This is a genomic window from Pigmentiphaga soli (assembly GCF_039541095.1).
Lineage (GTDB): Bacteria > Pseudomonadota > Gammaproteobacteria > Burkholderiales > Burkholderiaceae_B > Pigmentiphaga > Pigmentiphaga soli.
On the sequence record NZ_BAABFO010000001.1, the window covers coordinates 162,431 to 178,750 of the forward strand.

Genomic DNA, 16,320 nt, shown 5'->3' on the forward strand with positions numbered 1-16,320 from the left:
AACAGCGGTGCGTCAGGCATCGCAAGAAGGAGGTGTGCCCCGGGTTTCCGCGCGAGGCCATGCGGAAGGGATCATCGACGACATGCACAACAACCGGCCGCGCGGCGTTACCCGGAGGAACATCCGGGAGACCGCCCGGCCGCCGAAAGGAGGAAACGAGATGACGGTCAATCTATCGCGCCGGGGCTTTGTCGCTGGGGCATTGCTTTCCATGGGCGGATCCGCCTGTCTCACGCGGGCGGCATTCGCCGCCGACGCCTGGCCCACGCGCCCGATCCGCCTGGTGGTGCCGCTGCCGCCCGGCGGCGGGGCCGATATCGTGGCGCGCCTGATCGCCGAGCGACTGGCGCCCCGCCTGGGCCAGGGCGTGGTGGTGGACAACAAGGCCGGCGGCGGCACGGTGATCGGCGCGCAATTCGTGGCCAACGCCAGGCCGGACGGCTATACCTTCCTGTTCGGGACCGCCACCACGCACGCGATCAATGCGTCGCTGGTGAAAAACCTGCCCTACGACCCGGTGAAGGATTTTTCCCCGATCAGCCTGGTGGCCGACCTGCCGCTGATCCTGGTCATGAACCCTTCGGTGCCCGCGAACTCGCTGGAAGAACTGGTCGAGTACATCCGGGCGAGGCCCGGCAAGATCAATTTCGGCTCCACCGGCAACGGCAGCTCGATCCAGTTGGCCGGCGAGATGCTGAAGATCGAGGCCAAGCTCGACATGACGCACGTGCCCTACCAGGGCGCCTCCCCCGCGCTGGTGGACCTGCTGGCCGGCCGCGTGCAATTCATGTTCACCACGATTCCGCCGGCGCTGCCCTATGTGAATTCCGGAAAGCTGAAGGCGCTGTGCGTGGCGAGCGTGAAACGCACCACGCTGTTGCCTGACCTGCCGTCGACGACCGAACTGGGCTACCCAGGCGTGGTCGCCAGCTCGTGGAACGGCGTGCTGGCGCCGGCGAATTCGCCGCCGGAGGCGATCGACCGCATGAGCCAGGAATTGCATGCCGTCATGCAGATGCCCGACATCGTGGAAAGGCTGAAGAAGATGGGGGTCGAGCCGGCCAGCGACACGCCGGAAGAGTTCGCCCGCTACATCCAGTCCGAAACCACCCGCTATGCGCGCGTGATCAAGATATCCGGGGCGCAGATCGATTGATCGAATTTCTTGAGGAAGATGTTGAGATGAACCTGCCCATTGCGTTTTCGTCCGCGCCGCTCGGCCACCAGGTCATGGGCGTGGATATCGCCGCCGGCGTGTCCGACGAGCAGTTCAAGGCGATCGAGGACGCCTTCAACAGGTACGGCGTGATCGTCCTGCGCAACCAGAAGCTCACGCCCGAGCAGCACGTGGCGTTCAGCCGCCGCTTCGGCCCGACCGAGCGCTACGGCATCGCGACCTATCTGCTGCCCGGCTATCCCGAGATCTTCGTGGTTTCGAACGTGGTCGAGAACGGCAAGCCGATCGGCATGGCGGACGCCGGCCGGGCCTGGCACAGCGACATGTGCTACGTGCCCAATCCGCCGCGCTGCTCGCTGCTCTACGCGCTGGAGGTGCCACGCGACGAGAACGGCGAGCCGCTGGGCGACACCTGCTTCGGCAGCACGCAGGCGGCCTACGATGCCCTGTCGCCGGAAATGAAGAAGACCATCGACGGCCTGCGGGTGCGCAACAGCTACGCGGCCAGCGTGGAGCGCAAGCGGAAGCTGCAGCGCGACCACAGCCAGATGTCGCAGGAAGAGCGGCTCAAGGTCCAGGCGAAATTCCCGGACGTGCTGCATCCGCTGGTGCGCGTCCACCCGTTCACGGGCCGCAAGTGCCTGTACCTCAGCCAGGGCATGTCGATCGAGATCGAGGGCTGGAGCCGGGAGGCGTCGCAGGAACTGATCGGCGAACTGCTCGCGCACATGGTCAAGCCGGAGTTCGTGTACCGCCACCGGTGGTGCGAGGGCGACCTGGTGATCTGGGACAACTGCTCGTCGATCCACCTGGCCATCGCCGACTTCGGCGCCGGCCAGCGCCGCCGCATGCACCGCACCACCATCCTGAGCCCGGCCTCCGCCGCGCAGGGAATCGCGGCCTGACGGGCATCTGCCCACGGCCGCCCTGGCTGCCATGGCCAGCGGCAACGTGGCGCAGGGCGGCTACGCAGTCGTGGGCGCGCGGGCGGCGCGCCGCGGGAAATGGCTGCCTGTCTTCCTGTTGGCGGCGCCGGGCAGGCGGCGATGTTTCTCGCGGGGCTGGCGCTGCCGGCGCTGTACCTGACGGGACTGGCCATGTGGTGCCCAGGCGCCGGCCCGCGCGGCGGGCCGTTTCGTTCCGTAGCGGGGAATGCCGTAGCCCGGACCTGGGGTAAACCAGTATACTGACGACGCGCCGACCCCGACCAGGCTTGGCCGCCCGTCCGGTTTCACCCCCCGAAGAGCATCTATGCGCAACCTCTCTCCACCGTGCCTGCGCCCGGGAAACGGCCATTCGCCAGCCTGTGCGCCGAGCGTCGCGCCATGACCAAGCCGGACGTCCACCTGCCGCCGCCCGAGGCGGCCAAGCTCGCCGCGCCCGCGCAGTGGGTCCTCCTGATCGCCGTCTCGGCCGTTTTCTCCGCCGTCCTGGCCTGGGCCGATATGCCGGCCGCCTTGCTGCTCGGGCCGATGCTGGGCGGCATCGCGGTCGCCTTCTTCGGCGCCCGCATCCAGGTGCCCCGGCAGGCCTTCGCCGCGGCTCAGGGCGTGCTGGGCTGCATGATCGCGACCGCCTTGCCGATATCCTCATGGACGGCCGGCGACTGGCCGCTGCTGGCGGCCGGCGTGCTGACCGTGATCGCGGCCTGCGGCGCGCTGGGCTGGCTGATGACCCGCCTGCGCGTGCTGCCGGGCACCACCGTGGTGTGGGGGCTGAGCCCGGGCGCGGCTTCCGTCATGATCCTGATGGCCGACAGTTTCGGTGCCGATGCGCAGATCGTCGCGCTGATGCAATACACGCGCGTGATCCTGGTGGCCGGGATCGCCTCGGCCATCGCCAAGTTCACGGGGGCGGCCGCGCTGCACGCGGCCCATGCGGTGGAGTGGTTCCCGGCCATCGCATGGCTGCCTTTCGCGCAGACGCTGGCGCTGGCCGCGGCCGGGCCGTTCGTCGCCCGCCGGCTGAACATGCCATCGGCGGCGCTGCTGGTGCCGGTGATCTTCGGCATGCTGCTGACTGCCCACGGCGTGATGACGATCGAATTGCCGCACTGGCTGCTGGCGGCCGCCTATGCCTTCATCGGCTGGCGCATCGGCCTGCGCTTCACGCGGCCGCTGCTGGTGTACGCGCTGGGCGCGCTGCCGGCCATCATCGTCAGCACGCTGGCGCTGATCGCGGCCTGCGGCGCGCTGGCGGCGGTGTTCGTGCTGGCGGCCGGCGTCGATCCGCTCACGGCCTACCTGGCCACCAGCCCCGGCGGCGCGGATTCGGTCGCCATCATCTCGGCCTCCACCCACGTGGACGCGCCCTTCGTCATGACGATGCAGATGATGCGCTTCGGCGTCGTGATGCTGATCGGTCCGGCAATGGCGAAATTCATCGCCGTCCGCATCGGCGCCCCAAGGCCGGCCGCCGGTACGTAGCCGGCGGCGGGCGGGGCACCGATCCGGCGGGCGAGGCCGCCGACGCCCGCGCCCGGTCAATTCCCCAGCAGCGTGCCGCCATTCACGTGAATGACCTGGCCGGTGATGAACGCCCCGCCCGCTCCGCACAGGAAGCGCACGGTCGCCGCGATTTCGTCGGGTTCGCCGTAGCGGCCGAGCGGGATGTGCGGCGGCACTTCCGGCCGGGGTGTGCGGTGCGCGGGGCGGGTGGTCTTGATGTCGCCGGGCGACACCATGTTCACGCGGATCCCGAACTGCGCGAGTTCCTTCGCCAGGCTGCGCCCGAGGCCTGCCAGGCCGGCCTTGGCGGCCGAGTTGTGGGCTTTCCTGACGGCGCCGTCGAGGGTGGTGTCGCCGCCAAGGGTGACGATGTTGCCGCCACCGGCGGCGATGAGGTGGGGGATCGACGCCTTCAGGCAGTGGAACGAGCCGTCGAGCGTGGTCGACATCGTCCGCCGCCATTCGTCGAAGTCCATGTCGACGAAGGGCACTTCGCGGCGGACCGAGGCGTTGAGCACCAGGATGTCCAGCCTGCCGAACGTGCCGACCACATCGTCGACCATGGCCTTGACGGCCCCGGCATCGGTAATGTCGGCCATGAACAGGCCGGCTCTGCCGCCCGCCGCCCGGATCTCGTCCACCACTGCCTGCGCCGGTTCGCGCGACTGGCGCGTGTTGACCGCGACGCTGGCGCCGGCGTCGGCCAGCGACAGCGCGATGGCGCGGCCGATATTGATCGCCGCGCCGGTGACGAGCGCGACCTGGCCTTCGAGCTCCCTGTTCATCGGCCCTTCCTTTCGTACGAGCTGCCGTGGCGGCCGGGATGGGTCATGCGTCGTCCTCCTCGACGGTGGGATATACGTGGCCGTAGAGACGGCGGAATTCCTTGATCTGGCCGCGGCCCGGCGGGGCGTAGCTGAGCGATTTGCTGATGAAGTGGCCGCCCATGATCTTGTCCATCTTGACGGCCGCCTCGCCCATCTTGACCAGCGCGACGATGCCGTTGAGCACGGCCGCCGAGCGGGAGGCGGCGTGGACGCCGGCCTGCGCCAGCACGGCCATCGGGACGCCGCCCGCCGGGATGAGGACTTCCGCGCCCTGGCCCACGGCCGTATTGGCCGCTTCGAGGAAGCGGTCGACGATCCGTTGCCGGACCGCCGGGTCGGAGAAGCCCTTGTCCATGTCCAGCGTGCGATCGATGCGCATCGGATGGATCCCGGCCAGCCGGCTTTCCAGCCCGGCCCGGACGACGTTCTCGCGCAGCCGCGGATTGAACTTCTCGTTGATCGACACGAAGGAGAAGGTGGCGCCCATCATGCAGGCGGCGTACATCGAGGTTTCGCACAGGCCGAGCACCGGGAAGCCGGCGATCTCGCGGGCTTCGCGCACGCCCGGGTCGGCGATGTTGCCGATCAGGAAGCCGTCGAAGCCCTGCCGCATGGCCTGGTGGAGATTTTCCAGGATCTCGCCGGTCTGTATGTATTCGAGATAGCGGTACTGCGTGCCCGCGCCGCCCGCCTTGCGGATGCCGTGCACTTCCACGGTGGTGCCGGGATCCTTCACGCTGTCGATGATGGCGCGCAGCGCCGCCGGGTATTCGCCCCACAGCTCCTCGCCCACCATTGCCTGGTACCACAGTTTCATGATGTCGCCGCCTCGCCGCGTTGATCGTGTTCACCGGTTAGATGGAGCGTGCCGTCCCGCCCGGTCCGGTCGCGCGCCAGCACGTTGCGCCACCAGCCGTCTTTGGCCGGCACGCCGCCGCGCGGCTGGCCCGGCTCGACCGCCCCCCACAGCGTTTCTGCTTCGCGCGGCAGGGGCCGCCCGATCGGCGAGGACAGCCATAAGCGTAGCAGCATGCGTCGCTTGGCGGGATCTTCGTCGTCTTCGAACGCGGTGCGGCCGTGCATCGTGACGTGGTTGTTGAGGAACTGGATGTCGCCGATGGCGAACGGCGCCGTCAGTTCGAGTTCGGCGGCGATCTCCTGCAGCATGGTCATCGCTTCGATCTGGCTGGCGGTCAGGCGCGGCAGCTCGGGCCATTTTTCCTGCGCGACGCGGATGTACGACGGCCCTAGCTGCAGCGAGAACAGGCCGTCGCGGATGCCGAAGATCGGCGCCGCGTAGTACGGCTTGCTGCCGGGCGCTTCGTCGCCTTGCCAGCTCATGTAGAACTGCTGGTAGAGGGCTTCGGCCAGGTCCGGCCGGCGCCGCAGCATCTCGTTGTGCACGGCGGGAGAACTGACGATGCGGCTCCAGCCGCCCGACAGGGCGTTGCGCACGCAGAGCAGCCCGACGTAGTCGCAGCGGTCGGTATGGAAAGGCAGCGCCTGGTTGGAGCGAAAGCCGCGCGCGCCCGGCGCGCCGAAGCGCACGCCGATGTCGCTGACCTGCGCCATGAGCTCGCCCTTGCCGCTTTGCGATACGGGGATGCCCATGTGCAGGCCGATGCCCCAATAGGCGTAGCGGATCTGGGCGGCGGTCATGGATGCCGCCGGCAGGCCCCTGATGACGAGCAGCCCGGGGCCGTCTTCGAGCTTGCGCGTGATGGCGGCGAGCCGTTCGGCCAGCCGCGGCAGCGGAAAGTGTTCCTTGCGGATGTCGAACAGGTCCAGCCCCGTGTCGGCGGCGGCCTGCGCCGCGGCCAGGATTTCGTCGATCTCGTGCTGCGCCAGGGTTTCGATCCAGTCGGTCCGCCGCAGCAGGTCGGCGCCGTGCCATACCGACGGGCCTTCGAGCGGCTTGATGTGGTCTGTCATTGCATGTCGCTCCAGGTCTTGCGCGCCGCTAGTCGATCTTCACGCCGGCCAGTTCGATCAGCGTCGACGCCTGCTTGAGCTCGCGCCGGATGAAGGCGGCCAGTTGTTCGGGGGTGCTGGGCTGCGGCTCCAGGCCTTGCCTGCCGAGCGCGTCCTTGACCGTCTGCATGCGCAGGGCCTGGGCCACGGCGTGATTGATCTTCAGCGCCAGGTCGCGCGGCAGGCCCTTGGGCGCGGTCAGCGCGAACCAGCCGGCGCGGTCGTAGCCGGCCAGCCCCGAGTCGTTGAGGGTGGGCACGCCGGGCAGGCTCGATATCGGGTGCTCGGTGGTCACCGCCAGCGCCTTCACCTTGTTGGCCCGGATGAACGGCAGGCTGGGCGGCAGGGCGCCGAAGGTCATGTCGACCTGCCCGGCCGCCAGCGCGTTCATCACTTCGCCGCCGCCCTTGTAGGGAATGTGCAGGATGTCGACCTTGGCCATGGACTTGAACAGTTCGCCGGCCAGGTGCTGGGCCGAGCCCACGCCGGGCGAGGCGTAGGTGAGCTTGCCGGGATGGGCGCGGGCGAAGGCGATCAGCTCGGCGATGTTGCCCGCCTTCACCGATGGATTGGTGGTCAGGATGTAGGCGCCGATGGCCACCTGCGAGATGGGCGTGATGTCGGTTTCCAGCTTGTAGGGCAGGCCGGGGTGCAACGCCGACTGCACCGGATCGTTCGACGTCATCATCAGCAGCGTGTAGCCGTCCGGCTCGGCTTCGGCGACCTTCCGGGTGGCCAGCGTGGCGGACGCGCCCGGAATGTTTTCCACGACGATCGGCTGGCCCATGACTTCCGTCAGCCCCTGGGCCAGCGTGCGTGTGATGAGGTCGGTGGCGCCGCCGGGCGTGAAGCCGACCAGGAGCCGGATGGGCTTGCTGGGGAAATCCTGGGCCGGCACCGCCTGCGGCAGCGCGGCGGACGCGATCAATAGCAGCTGCTGAACGAGCTTCCTCATTTGCCTCCTCCTTTGGAGATGCCGGTACGTGTAGTGGGCCGGGCGCCGCGCTGTGACGGCGGCGCCGGCCGTGCGCTTTTGTTGCGCTTCGTCCGGCCGATGGACACTATGCTAAGCGTTGCAACTTGGTCCAAAAAAGCGGCAGTTCCTCACAACACTTTGGAATTCCTGTCCACAATGACTCTCGACTCTCTCCACGCCATCGCAGTGTTCGTGCGAGTGGCCGAATGCGGCAGCTTTACCGAGGCGGCGGCGCGGCTGGGCATGTCGACGTCGGGCATCAGCAAGTCGCTGATCCGGCTGGAGTCCAGGCTGGGATGCCGGCTGGTCAACCGGACCACCCGCAGCCTGCACCTGACCGACGAGGGGAGGGCGCTGCTGGGCCAGTTCCGCCAGATCCTCGACGACGTGGAGCAGGCCCAGGTCGTCCTCAGCAGCAGCCTGGCCAAGCCCAGCGGGCGCCTGCGCCTGCAGGCGCCGGTGAGCTTCGGGCAGGTGGTCGTGATGCCGTTGCTGACCCGGCTCACGAATGAAATGCCGGAGCTGTCGGTCGACGTCGAATTGAACGACCGTTCGGCCGACCCGGCCGAGGAAGGGCTCGACGCCGCGATACGGCTGCGTCCGCCCAGCGATTCCCGGCTCATCGCCAGGAAGCTGTGCGACTCCCGGCACGTCGCGGTGGCCTCGCCCGCCTACCTGAAGCGCCACGGCGAGCCGGCCACGCCCGACGACTTGGCGGGGCACCACTGCATGGCCTACTACGTGCCGCAGACCGATCGCTACCGGCCGTGGCAGTTCACGTCGGCCAAGGGGCAGACGGTGGTGTGGAATCGTTCCGGAAGACTGAACGTCAACAATGGGCGGGCATTGCTGCTGGCGGCGATCGACGGCGCCGGCATTGCGCTGGTGCCCGATTACATCGCTTCCGATGCCGTGCGCGGCGGCAAGCTGCGTCCGGTGCTGCGCCAATACCGGGTGGCGGGGCCGTCGGTATGGCTGCTGTATGGGGAGCGCCGCTTTCAGCTGCCTCGCGTGCGCGCCCTGATCGAGATGCTGCTTGCCGAAGTGCCGAGGAGCATCGGCGAATTGGCCGCCGTTTTCGAAGCCCCCGCGGCCCCGGTGGCGAAGGCCCGCAGGCGGCGGGCTTGAGCGCGCGGGGCAGGCCTTGCCGCCCGGCGCTCCATGCGCCTTACTCTGCCGTGGCGCCGGAGTCCTTGATGATTTTCGACCACCGCTTGGCTTCTTCGCGGATATGGGCGGTCATCTGTTCCGGCGTGCTGGGATTGGCTTCCAGGCTGTATTCCTTCAGCTTTTCCGCGAAGGCGGGATCGGTCAGCACCGCGTTGAGCGCCTTGTTCATGCTGGCGACGACGGACGGCGGCAGGCTGGCCTGGCCGACCATGCCGAACCAGACGCTGGTGACCAGGCCTGGGTAGCCGGCCTCGCCCACGGTGGGCACGTCGGGCAGCTGGAACCAGCGCTTGGTGGACGTGACCGCGATCGGGCGCACCTTGCCGGCCTGGATCTGCGGCAGCAGCTGCGGCATGTTGTCGGTGTTGAACTGCACCTCGCCGGCCAGCAGCGCCTGCATCGCGGGGCCGTTGCCGCGGTAGGGCACGTGCAGCATCTGGGTCTTGGTCTGCGTCTTGATCAGTTCATTGAGCAGATGGCCGGTGCTGCCGATGCCGGCGCTGGAATAGGCCAGCTTGCCGGGGTGCGCCTTGCCGTAGGCGATCAGCTCGCCCAGCGTATGCACGTTCAGCGACGGCGCGGTCACGATCACGTTCGGCGTTTGCGTGGCCAGGCCGATGGCGACGAAATCCTTCTCGGCGTCGTAGCCCAGGTCGGTCTTGTACAGGTAGGGATTGATCGACAGCTGCGACGGCGTGATCATCATGAAGTAGTGATCGTCGGGCGCCGCCTTGGCGAAATAGGCCGCGCCCACCGAGCCCGCGGCGCCGGCCCGGTTCTCCACCACGACCGGCTGGCCGAGCTTCTCGGACAGCTTCTGGGCGATCAGGCGGCTGGCGATGTCGGTGGAGCCGCCCGCGGCGTAGGGCACCAGCAGGCGGATGGGACGGCTGGGCCAGGCCGGTTCTGCGGCGCCGGCCGGCGCCGCCATGGCGCTCAGCAGCAGTGCGCAGCAGCCCCAGAGCTTCCAGTGGCGGAATGCCTTCATGTGAGTCTCCTTGTGTTAGTTGTTGCGTGCGGGGGGCAGTTTCCTGGAGGCGTTACGCCGAATAGGTTTGCCGCCAAGCGCCCGGCGCGGTCGCCGACCGGGCCGCGTCGACGTCCACCGTATCGCGCCCCGGCACGCCGATGCGCAGGAACTGTTCCGGCGGCGCATCCACCGGCTTGGTGGCGTCCAGGCCGAGCTTGGAGCCCACGCCGCCGCGCGAGGTCGGATCCAGCCTGGAAGACCGGCAGTTGGCGGCCACGATCAGGTCGCGGTCGGCCTGGAAGCGGGTGGCGACGGCCCATTCGACTTCCTGCGGGTCGAAGATGTCGATGTCTTCGTCGACCACGATCACCTGCTTGACGTCGTGGTGCATCGAGAACGCGCTGAAGATCACGTTCTTGGCGCTGCCTTCGTGCGTTTTTCTCATCTGCACGTAGAGGTGGTAGCGGCCGACCCCGCCCGGCGCCAGGTGCAGGTTGGTGACGTTGGGGAAGACGCGCTGCATGGAAGTGAGGAAGCTGGCCTCGCGCGCCACCGCGCCGAGCAGGACGTGTTCCGTGCCGCCGCCGATGATGGTGTGGAAGATCGCGTCGCTGCGATGGGTGATGGCGTCGATCTCGATCACGAAGCGGTCGCCGCGCGGCCCGTAGTACTGGGTGAATTCGCCGAAGGGGCCTTCGGGCTCGCGCACGTTGGGCAGGATGCGGCCTTCCAGCACGATCTCGGCATCGGCCGGCACGCGCAGCGAATTGGTCAGGCACTTGACGACGCGCACCGGCTCGCCGCGCAGGGCACCGGCGACTTCGAGCTCGTCCTGGTCCATCGCCACCAGGGCCTGAGACGCCATCAGCGTGAGCGGGTCCACGCCGATGGCGATCGCGATGGGCAGCGGCTTGCCGGCCTTTTCGCACAGGCTGAGGAAGGTGCCGGTGTCGCGCGACGAAACCGATACGCCCATGCGGTTGCCGCCCTTGAGGTGGCAGCGGTTGATCGATACGTTCTGGCGGCCGGTGTTGGGGTTGGCGCTGATCAGCAGTCCCGCCGTGAGGTAGGGACCGCCGTCGTGTTCGTTGTGCACCGGCGCGGGCAGCAGCGCGCCGATGTCGATGTCGTCGCGGTGCACGACTTCCTGCACCGGCGCTTCGCCGACTTCCCGGCACGGCACGGGCTGGGCCACCGCTTCCTGGTAGCGCTGCAGCAGGCGGCTGGAGGGGACGCCCATCGCGTCGGCGATCCATTCGCGCCGCGATACGATGCCGGACAGCACGGGAATGCGGTGGCCGCCGGGCGCGGGAAAGAACGTGGCCTGCCGGCCGTCCAGCTTCGAGGCGATGGCAGCGAGTTCGTATTGCAGCGACTTGCCGGGCTGGATGAGCGCCAGCCGGTCGGCGGCGGCCAGGCGGTCCAGCCACTCGCGCAGGGTGGTGACGGGCTTGCGGCCCGGTTCCGTGGAAATGCTTGCCATTGTGTCGTGCTCCGGGGAAGGACCCGCAATGATAGTCAGCGGCGCGCGGCGGCGCCCTACCGCCCAGTCGCATGGCCTACCCCAGAGTCGGCTTTTGTCGGCGCCGGTGCGGGCCGCCGGCAAAAATCCGACGCACGGGTAGGGGGTCGCACTCGAGGGTAGGGTCCCCCGGAACGAGTCTGCCTATATTGCCGGCTGGCTCACGTCGCACGCGCGGGAAGAGCCGGCGTGGCCGCGGCCCGCACACAAATCCAGAACGAACGGAGACAACGAAAATGCCTGTGGCGATTCACAGATTACTGATGGCGGGCGCGCTGGCGCTGCTCGGCACGGCGACCCACGCGGCCGACTATCCGACCCGGCCGATCCGGCTCGTCGTGCCCTACGAGGCCGGCGGCACCATCGACACGCTGGCGCGCGTGGTGGCCGCCCAGATCGACAAGCAGTCCGAATGGGGCGTGGTGGTCGACAACAAGGCCGGCGCCAACGCCCTGATCGGCACCGCCGACGCGGCCAAGGCGGCGCCCGACGGCTACACCATCCTGCACACCTCGCCGTCTTACGTCATCAACAACTTCATCCACAAGAAGATCCCGTACGACATCTTCAAGAGTTTCGTGCCGATCACCAACGTGGCCGTGGGAACCGGCTATCTGCTGGTGGTCAGGCAGGGCCTGCCCGTCAACAGCGTCGACGAACTGATCAAGCTGGCGCGCACCAAGGAGCTGACCTACGGCTCGCCCGGCATCGGCAACGCCTTGCACCTGGCCGCCGCCGGCTTCGCCAAGAAGGCGCACATCGACATGCTGCACGTTCCCTTCAAGGGCAGCGCCGGCGCGCTGAACGCCATCGCGGCCGGCCAGGTCGACGCCATGATGCTGTCGCCGCCCACGGTGCCGGCCTACCTGCAGGCGGGCAAGATCCGGCTGCTCGCCTTCACGGGGGAAGAGCGGTCCAAGGAGTTCCCCGACGTGCCGACGATGAAGGAAGCCGGGATCGACGATTTCGTCGTGATGGGTACGTGGGCGGGCTGGTTCGCCCCCGCCGGCACGCCGCCGGAGATCGTGAACAAGATCGCCGCCGAGGTCGCCAAGGCGGTGAAGGCGCCCGATGTGCAGAGCGTGTTGGTGAAAGGCGGCTTCGAGCCCGACGGCCGGCCGCCGGAGGCGTTCGCGGAGTTCTTGCGCAAGGAAACCGAGCGCTATGGGCAGATCGTCAAGGATGCCGGCGTAGAGCCGCAATAAGGCGCGCGGCCCGGCGGGCGGCCGGATGGCCCCGGGGGGGGGGGGCCGGCCGCCGCCGGCGATGTGCCTTACCCCATCGCCGGGTCGCTGACCGAATGTTCCCCGGTCTCCACCCGTCCGGCGAACCGCCGGTAGAACCGCGGATCGCTGTCGCAGGTCACCTCGAAGTCGTACCACCTTCCGCTGTCGTCCAGCTCCCAATGCTGCGAGGCCGTCTCCCCGGCGGCGACGGCGGCCGTCCACGGGCCGTCCTGGCGGTATGCCACCGGCTTGATCGTGAACCGACAGCTGCCCTGGCCCAGGTTCATCAGCTCGGCATACACATGCCCATTGGCGATGTCGTAGCAGACGCGGATCTCGGGCGAAGGACCGGCGCCGGCGATGCGGTTGACGTCGCCCTTGAAGTGGCGATGGAAGCCGTTGGGCCCCAGCACCCATAGATCGTACAGGCCGACGTTGTCGGTTGCCGCATCCCAGGTATCGTCGAGCGTCTTGCCGGCCTCGACCGCGTAGCGGCGCGGCACGTGGTCCAGGTGGTGGCCGTCGTACACGTGGAACACGGCCGCCTGCGAGCCGGTATTGGCGAACAGCAGCTTCACCTTGCCGTCGGCGCCGCAGCGCGCGCTGGCGTGCAGCTCGTAGGGCAGGGCGCGCGAGGGGCGGGTGCCGCTGGCCTGGATCGGCAGTTGCGGATCGGCGGGCAGCGGCATCGCCGGCAGCGCCTGCTGGTCGGCCCGCAACTTGTCGGCGGCATCGCGCGTGCTGCGGCCGCCCAGCGTGGGCAGGGCTTCGTCGTTGGGCGTTTCGAAGTTGAAGGCGCTGGTGAGGTCGCCGCACACCGCGCGGCGGTAAGGGCTAATGTTGGGCTCGGCCACGCCGAAGCGGGCTTCCAGGAAGCGCAGGATGGAGGTGTGGTCGAACACCTGCGAGTCGACCCAGCCGCCGCGGCTCCATGGCGAGACGACGAACAGCGGCACGCGCGGGCCGGGGCCGTAGACGCCGCCGTCCGGCGCGGGCTGGCCGCTGCTGCCCGGCGGGGCAGGGTGGTCGAAATATTCGAATTGCATGGCGTCGGCGGCCAGCGTGGTCTTGCCGGCCAGCGCGCCGCCGGGCAGGCGGGCGGGCGCCGAGGGCGAGGGCACATGGTCGAAGTAGCCGTCGTTCTCGTCGAAGTTGATCAACAGGACGGTCTTGCTCCAGACCTCGGGCACGGCCGTGAGCGCGTCCAGCACTTCCTGGATGAACCAGGCGCCCTGCACCGGGCTGGACGGGCCGGGGTGCTCGCAGTAGATCGATGGCGCGTTGATCCACGATACCTGAGGCAGGCGGCCTTCGCGCACGTCGCGGCGAAAGGCGTCCAGGTACTCTTCCGGCCGGCTGCCGGGCAGGGTGTTGGCGATGCCCTTGTAGAGCGGGTTGCCCGCGTTGTCGGTGGCGGGGTCGTAGGCGTGGTAGGGCAGCGCCTGGCCGGTCGACGCGTACGGCACGCCGGGTTCGCCGCCGCTGGACACCGGATAGCCGGAGGCGATGTTGGCATGCCGGAAGGAGCGGAACGCGCCCAGCATGTTGTCGCCCCATTCGTCGGGCATGTTCTGGTAGCTGATCCAGCTGACGCCCGCCTGTTCCAGGCGCTCGGCATAGGTCTTCCAGGTGTAGCCGCGGTCGGCGGTGGCGGCCTGGCCGTCGATCCAGTCCCATTCGTTGTTGACGAAGGCCGCGCCGGCTGCCGGGCCGTTGGTGCCGGTCAGGAAGAACGAGCGGTTGGCGTCGGTGCCGGTGTGCATCGCGCAGTGGTAGGCGTCGCACAGCGTGAAGGCATTGGCCAGCGCGAACTGGAACGGGATCTCGCGTTCCTTGTAGTAGCCCATCGAGGTGTTGGTCTTGGCGACCGGCCAGCGGGCCATGCGGCCGTTGTCCCAGGCGGCCTGGCTGTCGGACCAGCTGTGCGGCGTGCCCGATACGCGCTGCGCGTTGTTGCTGGTGCCGTCCAGGTGATAGGGCGTCAGCACGCTGCCGTCGGAGCGTTCCTGCTCCCATACTTTGCGGCCCTTGGGCAGCGGGATGGTGATGCGGTCGCCGAAGCCGCGCACGCCCTTGAGCGTGCCGAAGTAGTGGTCGAAGGAGCGGTTCTCCTGCATCAGGATGACGACGTGTTCGACGTCCTGGATGGTGCCGGTGCGGTTGTTGGCGGGGATGGCCAGCGCGCGGCGGATGCTGGGCGGGAAGGCGGCCAGGGCGGCGGCGGCGAAGCCCGTGCCGGCGGCGGCCCGGAGGAATTGGCGGCGGGAGGTCATGGTCGGGTGGCGTCGAAGGTGAAAGGGATCAGGGCGCGCAGCGCATCGAGGGAGCAGGCGTGCCGGGGCCGTCGCCGGACCCCGGGTCCGAGCCCGTCGGCGGCGGCGTGTCGGAGGGCGGGGAGTCGTCGCCGCCGCAGGCGGAAAGACAGGCGGCGAGCAGCACGGTCACGGCGTAGCGGGTGGTGGGGTGCAGGAGGGCCATGGCTTGAGCGTCGAATGAAGGAGGGGCGATCCCGGAACCGGGTCGCGGCGAATCGTATGAAGCGCAGTTGACGCCGCGTTGACAGCTGTTTGTCAGCAATCTTGCAGCGCATGGCCGGCACGGCACCGATGGCGGACAATGGCGCTGCCCCGCCTTCCCTGCGCCCCCGCCGTTGCTGGCTCGCGGCGCCGCGGCCAGGGTGGCGGCCCGCCCTTTCCCCGCCGCTGGCCCAGTCATGACCGGACTCCTCCCTTACTCCGCGAAACATCTTGCCGCCGCGGCGGTGCTGCTGTCCTTGTGCTGCGGTTCCGCCCGCGGCGGCGAACGGATCGAGGCGGCTAGTCCGCGCGGCATCGCCGAACCCTTGTTCGTGGACGGGGCGCCGTCGCCGGCCTGGGCGGTCGTGCTGTTCGCCGGCCACGACGGCGCGCTCGATCTGGACGAAGCGGGGCCGCGCCGGCTGCGCGGCAACTTCCTGGTGCGCACGCAGGGGTATTGGGCCGGCGCCGGCATGGCGGCGGCGCTGTTCGATGCGCCGGCGGACCATGCCGCCGGCATGCCCGACACGTTCCGGCTGAGCGATGCCGCGAGGCAGGACGTCGCCGCCGCGGTGGCGCTGCTGCGCGCGCGCTATCCGGCGGCGCGCATCGCGCTGATGGGAACCAGCCGCGGCACCGTGACGGTGGGCAATGTGCTGGCGCGCGACCCGGCGCTGGCCGACGCCTATGTCATGACGTCGCCGGTCACGGTGGCCACCAGGAGCCAGCCGGGCCTGTCGGGCATGCATTGGCGCGGCGGGCTGGCGCAGGTGCTGGTGCTGGCGAACGAGAACGATGGCTGCAGCGTATCGCCGTTCGCGGCGGCGCGCGGCATGGCGCGCCGCAATGGCTTCGATTTCCGCGCCGTGTCGAGCGCGCGGTCGGACGGCAAGGAATGCGGCGGCGGCGCGCCGCACGGCTTCGCCGGCATCGAGCCGCAGGTGCTGGATACCGTTCGCGATTGGCTGGCCGGCGTGTCGGCCGGCCGCCTGTAACGCCTGTAACGCCTGTAACGCCTATAAGGCCTATAAGGCCTATAAGGCCTGCCGCCTCAGGGCTGGCGGCCCGGGATGATGGGCGCGTGCTGCACCGCGTTGGGCGGGCGCTGCGGATAGACCGACTTGCCGAAGGTATTGCCCATGCGGACCGCGGTGGCCGCGCGATTGGCCAGGCCGAGCTGGTTGGCCGGACGCTGCGCGATCTGTTCGGACCGCATCGTGGCCTGGGCGTCGCCCTGCGGCTGCGGCGCCGGCATCATCTTCTGCGTCAGACATTCGTAGGATTGCGCGCGCTGCCCGTTGACTTCGACGTCGAAGCAGCTCGGACCGGCCCGCGGCGCGCCGGCGGATTCGGACGCCACGGCGGCGACGGCGCCGCCGCCCAGCAACAGGGCGCAGGCGATGACGTGGCGGATGCGCATGGTGTTCTCCTTTCGAGTCTTGCGCGAGGGGTGGCTGCGCGAGCGGCTCATGGCTGGAAGTGTAGAGGCCCCGCGCCCTCCCCATGATGACAGACGCG

At 69.1% G+C, this 16,320-nt stretch carries 14 protein-coding genes; 6 read left to right on the forward strand and 8 right to left on the reverse strand.

What is annotated here, in order from left to right; genetic code table 11:
• Window positions 1-160: 160 nt before the first annotated feature.
• The 3 genes from ABD927_RS00905 (at window position 161) to ABD927_RS00915 (ending at window position 3,603) form a co-directional block, all read left to right on the forward strand.
• On the forward strand, window positions 161-1,156 hold the full coding sequence (locus ABD927_RS00905; protein WP_345245365.1) for a Bug family tripartite tricarboxylate transporter substrate binding protein: 996 nt from the start codon (window positions 161-163) through the stop codon (window positions 1,154-1,156).
• Between the two features lie 26 nt (window positions 1,157-1,182).
• Window positions 1,183-2,082: a TauD/TfdA dioxygenase family protein gene (locus tag ABD927_RS00910; RefSeq protein ID WP_345245367.1), complete on the forward strand. Its 900-nt coding sequence runs from the start codon at window positions 1,183-1,185 to the stop codon at window positions 2,080-2,082.
• A gap of 420 nt (window positions 2,083-2,502) precedes the next feature.
• Complete coding sequence (locus ABD927_RS00915) at window positions 2,503-3,603, forward strand: AbrB family transcriptional regulator (RefSeq protein ID WP_345245369.1); 1,101 nt, start codon at window positions 2,503-2,505, stop codon at window positions 3,601-3,603.
• Window positions 3,604-3,659: 56 nt separating this feature from the next.
• On the opposite strand, the gene ABD927_RS00920 is transcribed toward ABD927_RS00915, so the two are convergent.
• Genes ABD927_RS00920 through ABD927_RS00935 form a run of 4 tightly spaced genes read right to left on the reverse strand, consistent with a single transcriptional unit; the run spans window position 3,660 to window position 7,377 of the window.
• Entirely contained in the window at window positions 3,660-4,409 is a 750-nt protein-coding gene (locus ABD927_RS00920) for an SDR family NAD(P)-dependent oxidoreductase (protein ID WP_345245371.1), read from the reverse strand.
• A 43-nt stretch (window positions 4,410-4,452) separates the two neighbouring features.
• Complete coding sequence (locus ABD927_RS00925; protein ID WP_345245373.1) at window positions 4,453-5,268, reverse strand: aspartate/glutamate racemase family protein; 816 nt, start codon at window positions 5,266-5,268, stop codon at window positions 4,453-4,455.
• Window positions 5,265-6,383 carry a TauD/TfdA family dioxygenase gene (locus ABD927_RS00930; protein WP_345245375.1) on the reverse strand — a complete coding sequence of 373 codons (1,119 nt, stop codon included), beginning with the start codon at window positions 6,381-6,383 and terminating at the stop codon, window positions 5,265-5,267. The genes ABD927_RS00925 and ABD927_RS00930 overlap by 4 nt, the downstream gene beginning before the upstream one ends.
• A gap of 28 nt (window positions 6,384-6,411) precedes the next feature.
• Window positions 6,412-7,377 carry a Bug family tripartite tricarboxylate transporter substrate binding protein gene (locus tag ABD927_RS00935; protein ID WP_345245377.1) on the reverse strand — a complete coding sequence of 322 codons (966 nt, stop codon included), beginning with the start codon at window positions 7,375-7,377 and terminating at the stop codon, window positions 6,412-6,414.
• Between the two features lie 177 nt (window positions 7,378-7,554).
• Here ABD927_RS00935 and ABD927_RS00940 point away from each other — a divergent pair, with 177 nt between their 5' ends.
• Window positions 7,555-8,526 (forward strand): LysR family transcriptional regulator, encoded by a 972-nt coding sequence (locus ABD927_RS00940; protein ID WP_345245379.1) that lies wholly within the window; start codon window positions 7,555-7,557, stop codon window positions 8,524-8,526.
• Window positions 8,527-8,566: 40 nt separating this feature from the next.
• On the opposite strand, the gene ABD927_RS00945 is transcribed toward ABD927_RS00940, so the two are convergent.
• Together ABD927_RS00945 and ABD927_RS00950 are read right to left on the reverse strand one after the other, a co-directional pair.
• On the reverse strand, window positions 8,567-9,556 hold the full coding sequence (locus tag ABD927_RS00945; protein ID WP_345245381.1) for a Bug family tripartite tricarboxylate transporter substrate binding protein: 990 nt from the start codon (window positions 9,554-9,556) through the stop codon (window positions 8,567-8,569).
• Window positions 9,557-9,608: 52 nt separating this feature from the next.
• Window positions 9,609-11,021 carry a UbiD family decarboxylase gene (locus ABD927_RS00950; RefSeq protein WP_345245383.1) on the reverse strand — a complete coding sequence of 471 codons (1,413 nt, stop codon included), beginning with the start codon at window positions 11,019-11,021 and terminating at the stop codon, window positions 9,609-9,611.
• Window positions 11,022-11,296: 275 nt separating this feature from the next.
• Here ABD927_RS00950 and ABD927_RS00955 point away from each other — a divergent pair, with 275 nt between their 5' ends.
• Window positions 11,297-12,265, forward strand: a complete 969-nt coding sequence (locus ABD927_RS00955; protein WP_345245385.1) for a Bug family tripartite tricarboxylate transporter substrate binding protein — start codon at window positions 11,297-11,299, stop codon at window positions 12,263-12,265.
• 68 nt (window positions 12,266-12,333) lie between these two features.
• On the opposite strand, the gene ABD927_RS00960 is transcribed toward ABD927_RS00955, so the two are convergent.
• Window positions 12,334-14,559, reverse strand: a complete 2,226-nt coding sequence (locus tag ABD927_RS00960; protein ID WP_345245387.1) for a phosphocholine-specific phospholipase C — start codon at window positions 14,557-14,559, stop codon at window positions 12,334-12,336.
• 440 nt (window positions 14,560-14,999) lie between these two features.
• On the opposite strand from ABD927_RS00960, the gene ABD927_RS00965 reads away from it, so the two are divergent.
• Window positions 15,000-15,797, forward strand: a complete 798-nt coding sequence (locus ABD927_RS00965) for a hypothetical protein (RefSeq protein WP_345245389.1) — start codon at window positions 15,000-15,002, stop codon at window positions 15,795-15,797.
• Between the two features lie 56 nt (window positions 15,798-15,853).
• On the opposite strand, the gene ABD927_RS00970 is transcribed toward ABD927_RS00965, so the two are convergent.
• Entirely contained in the window at window positions 15,854-16,222 is a 369-nt protein-coding gene (locus tag ABD927_RS00970) for a hypothetical protein (protein ID WP_345245390.1), read from the reverse strand.
• Window positions 16,223-16,320: the final 98 nt, after the last annotated feature.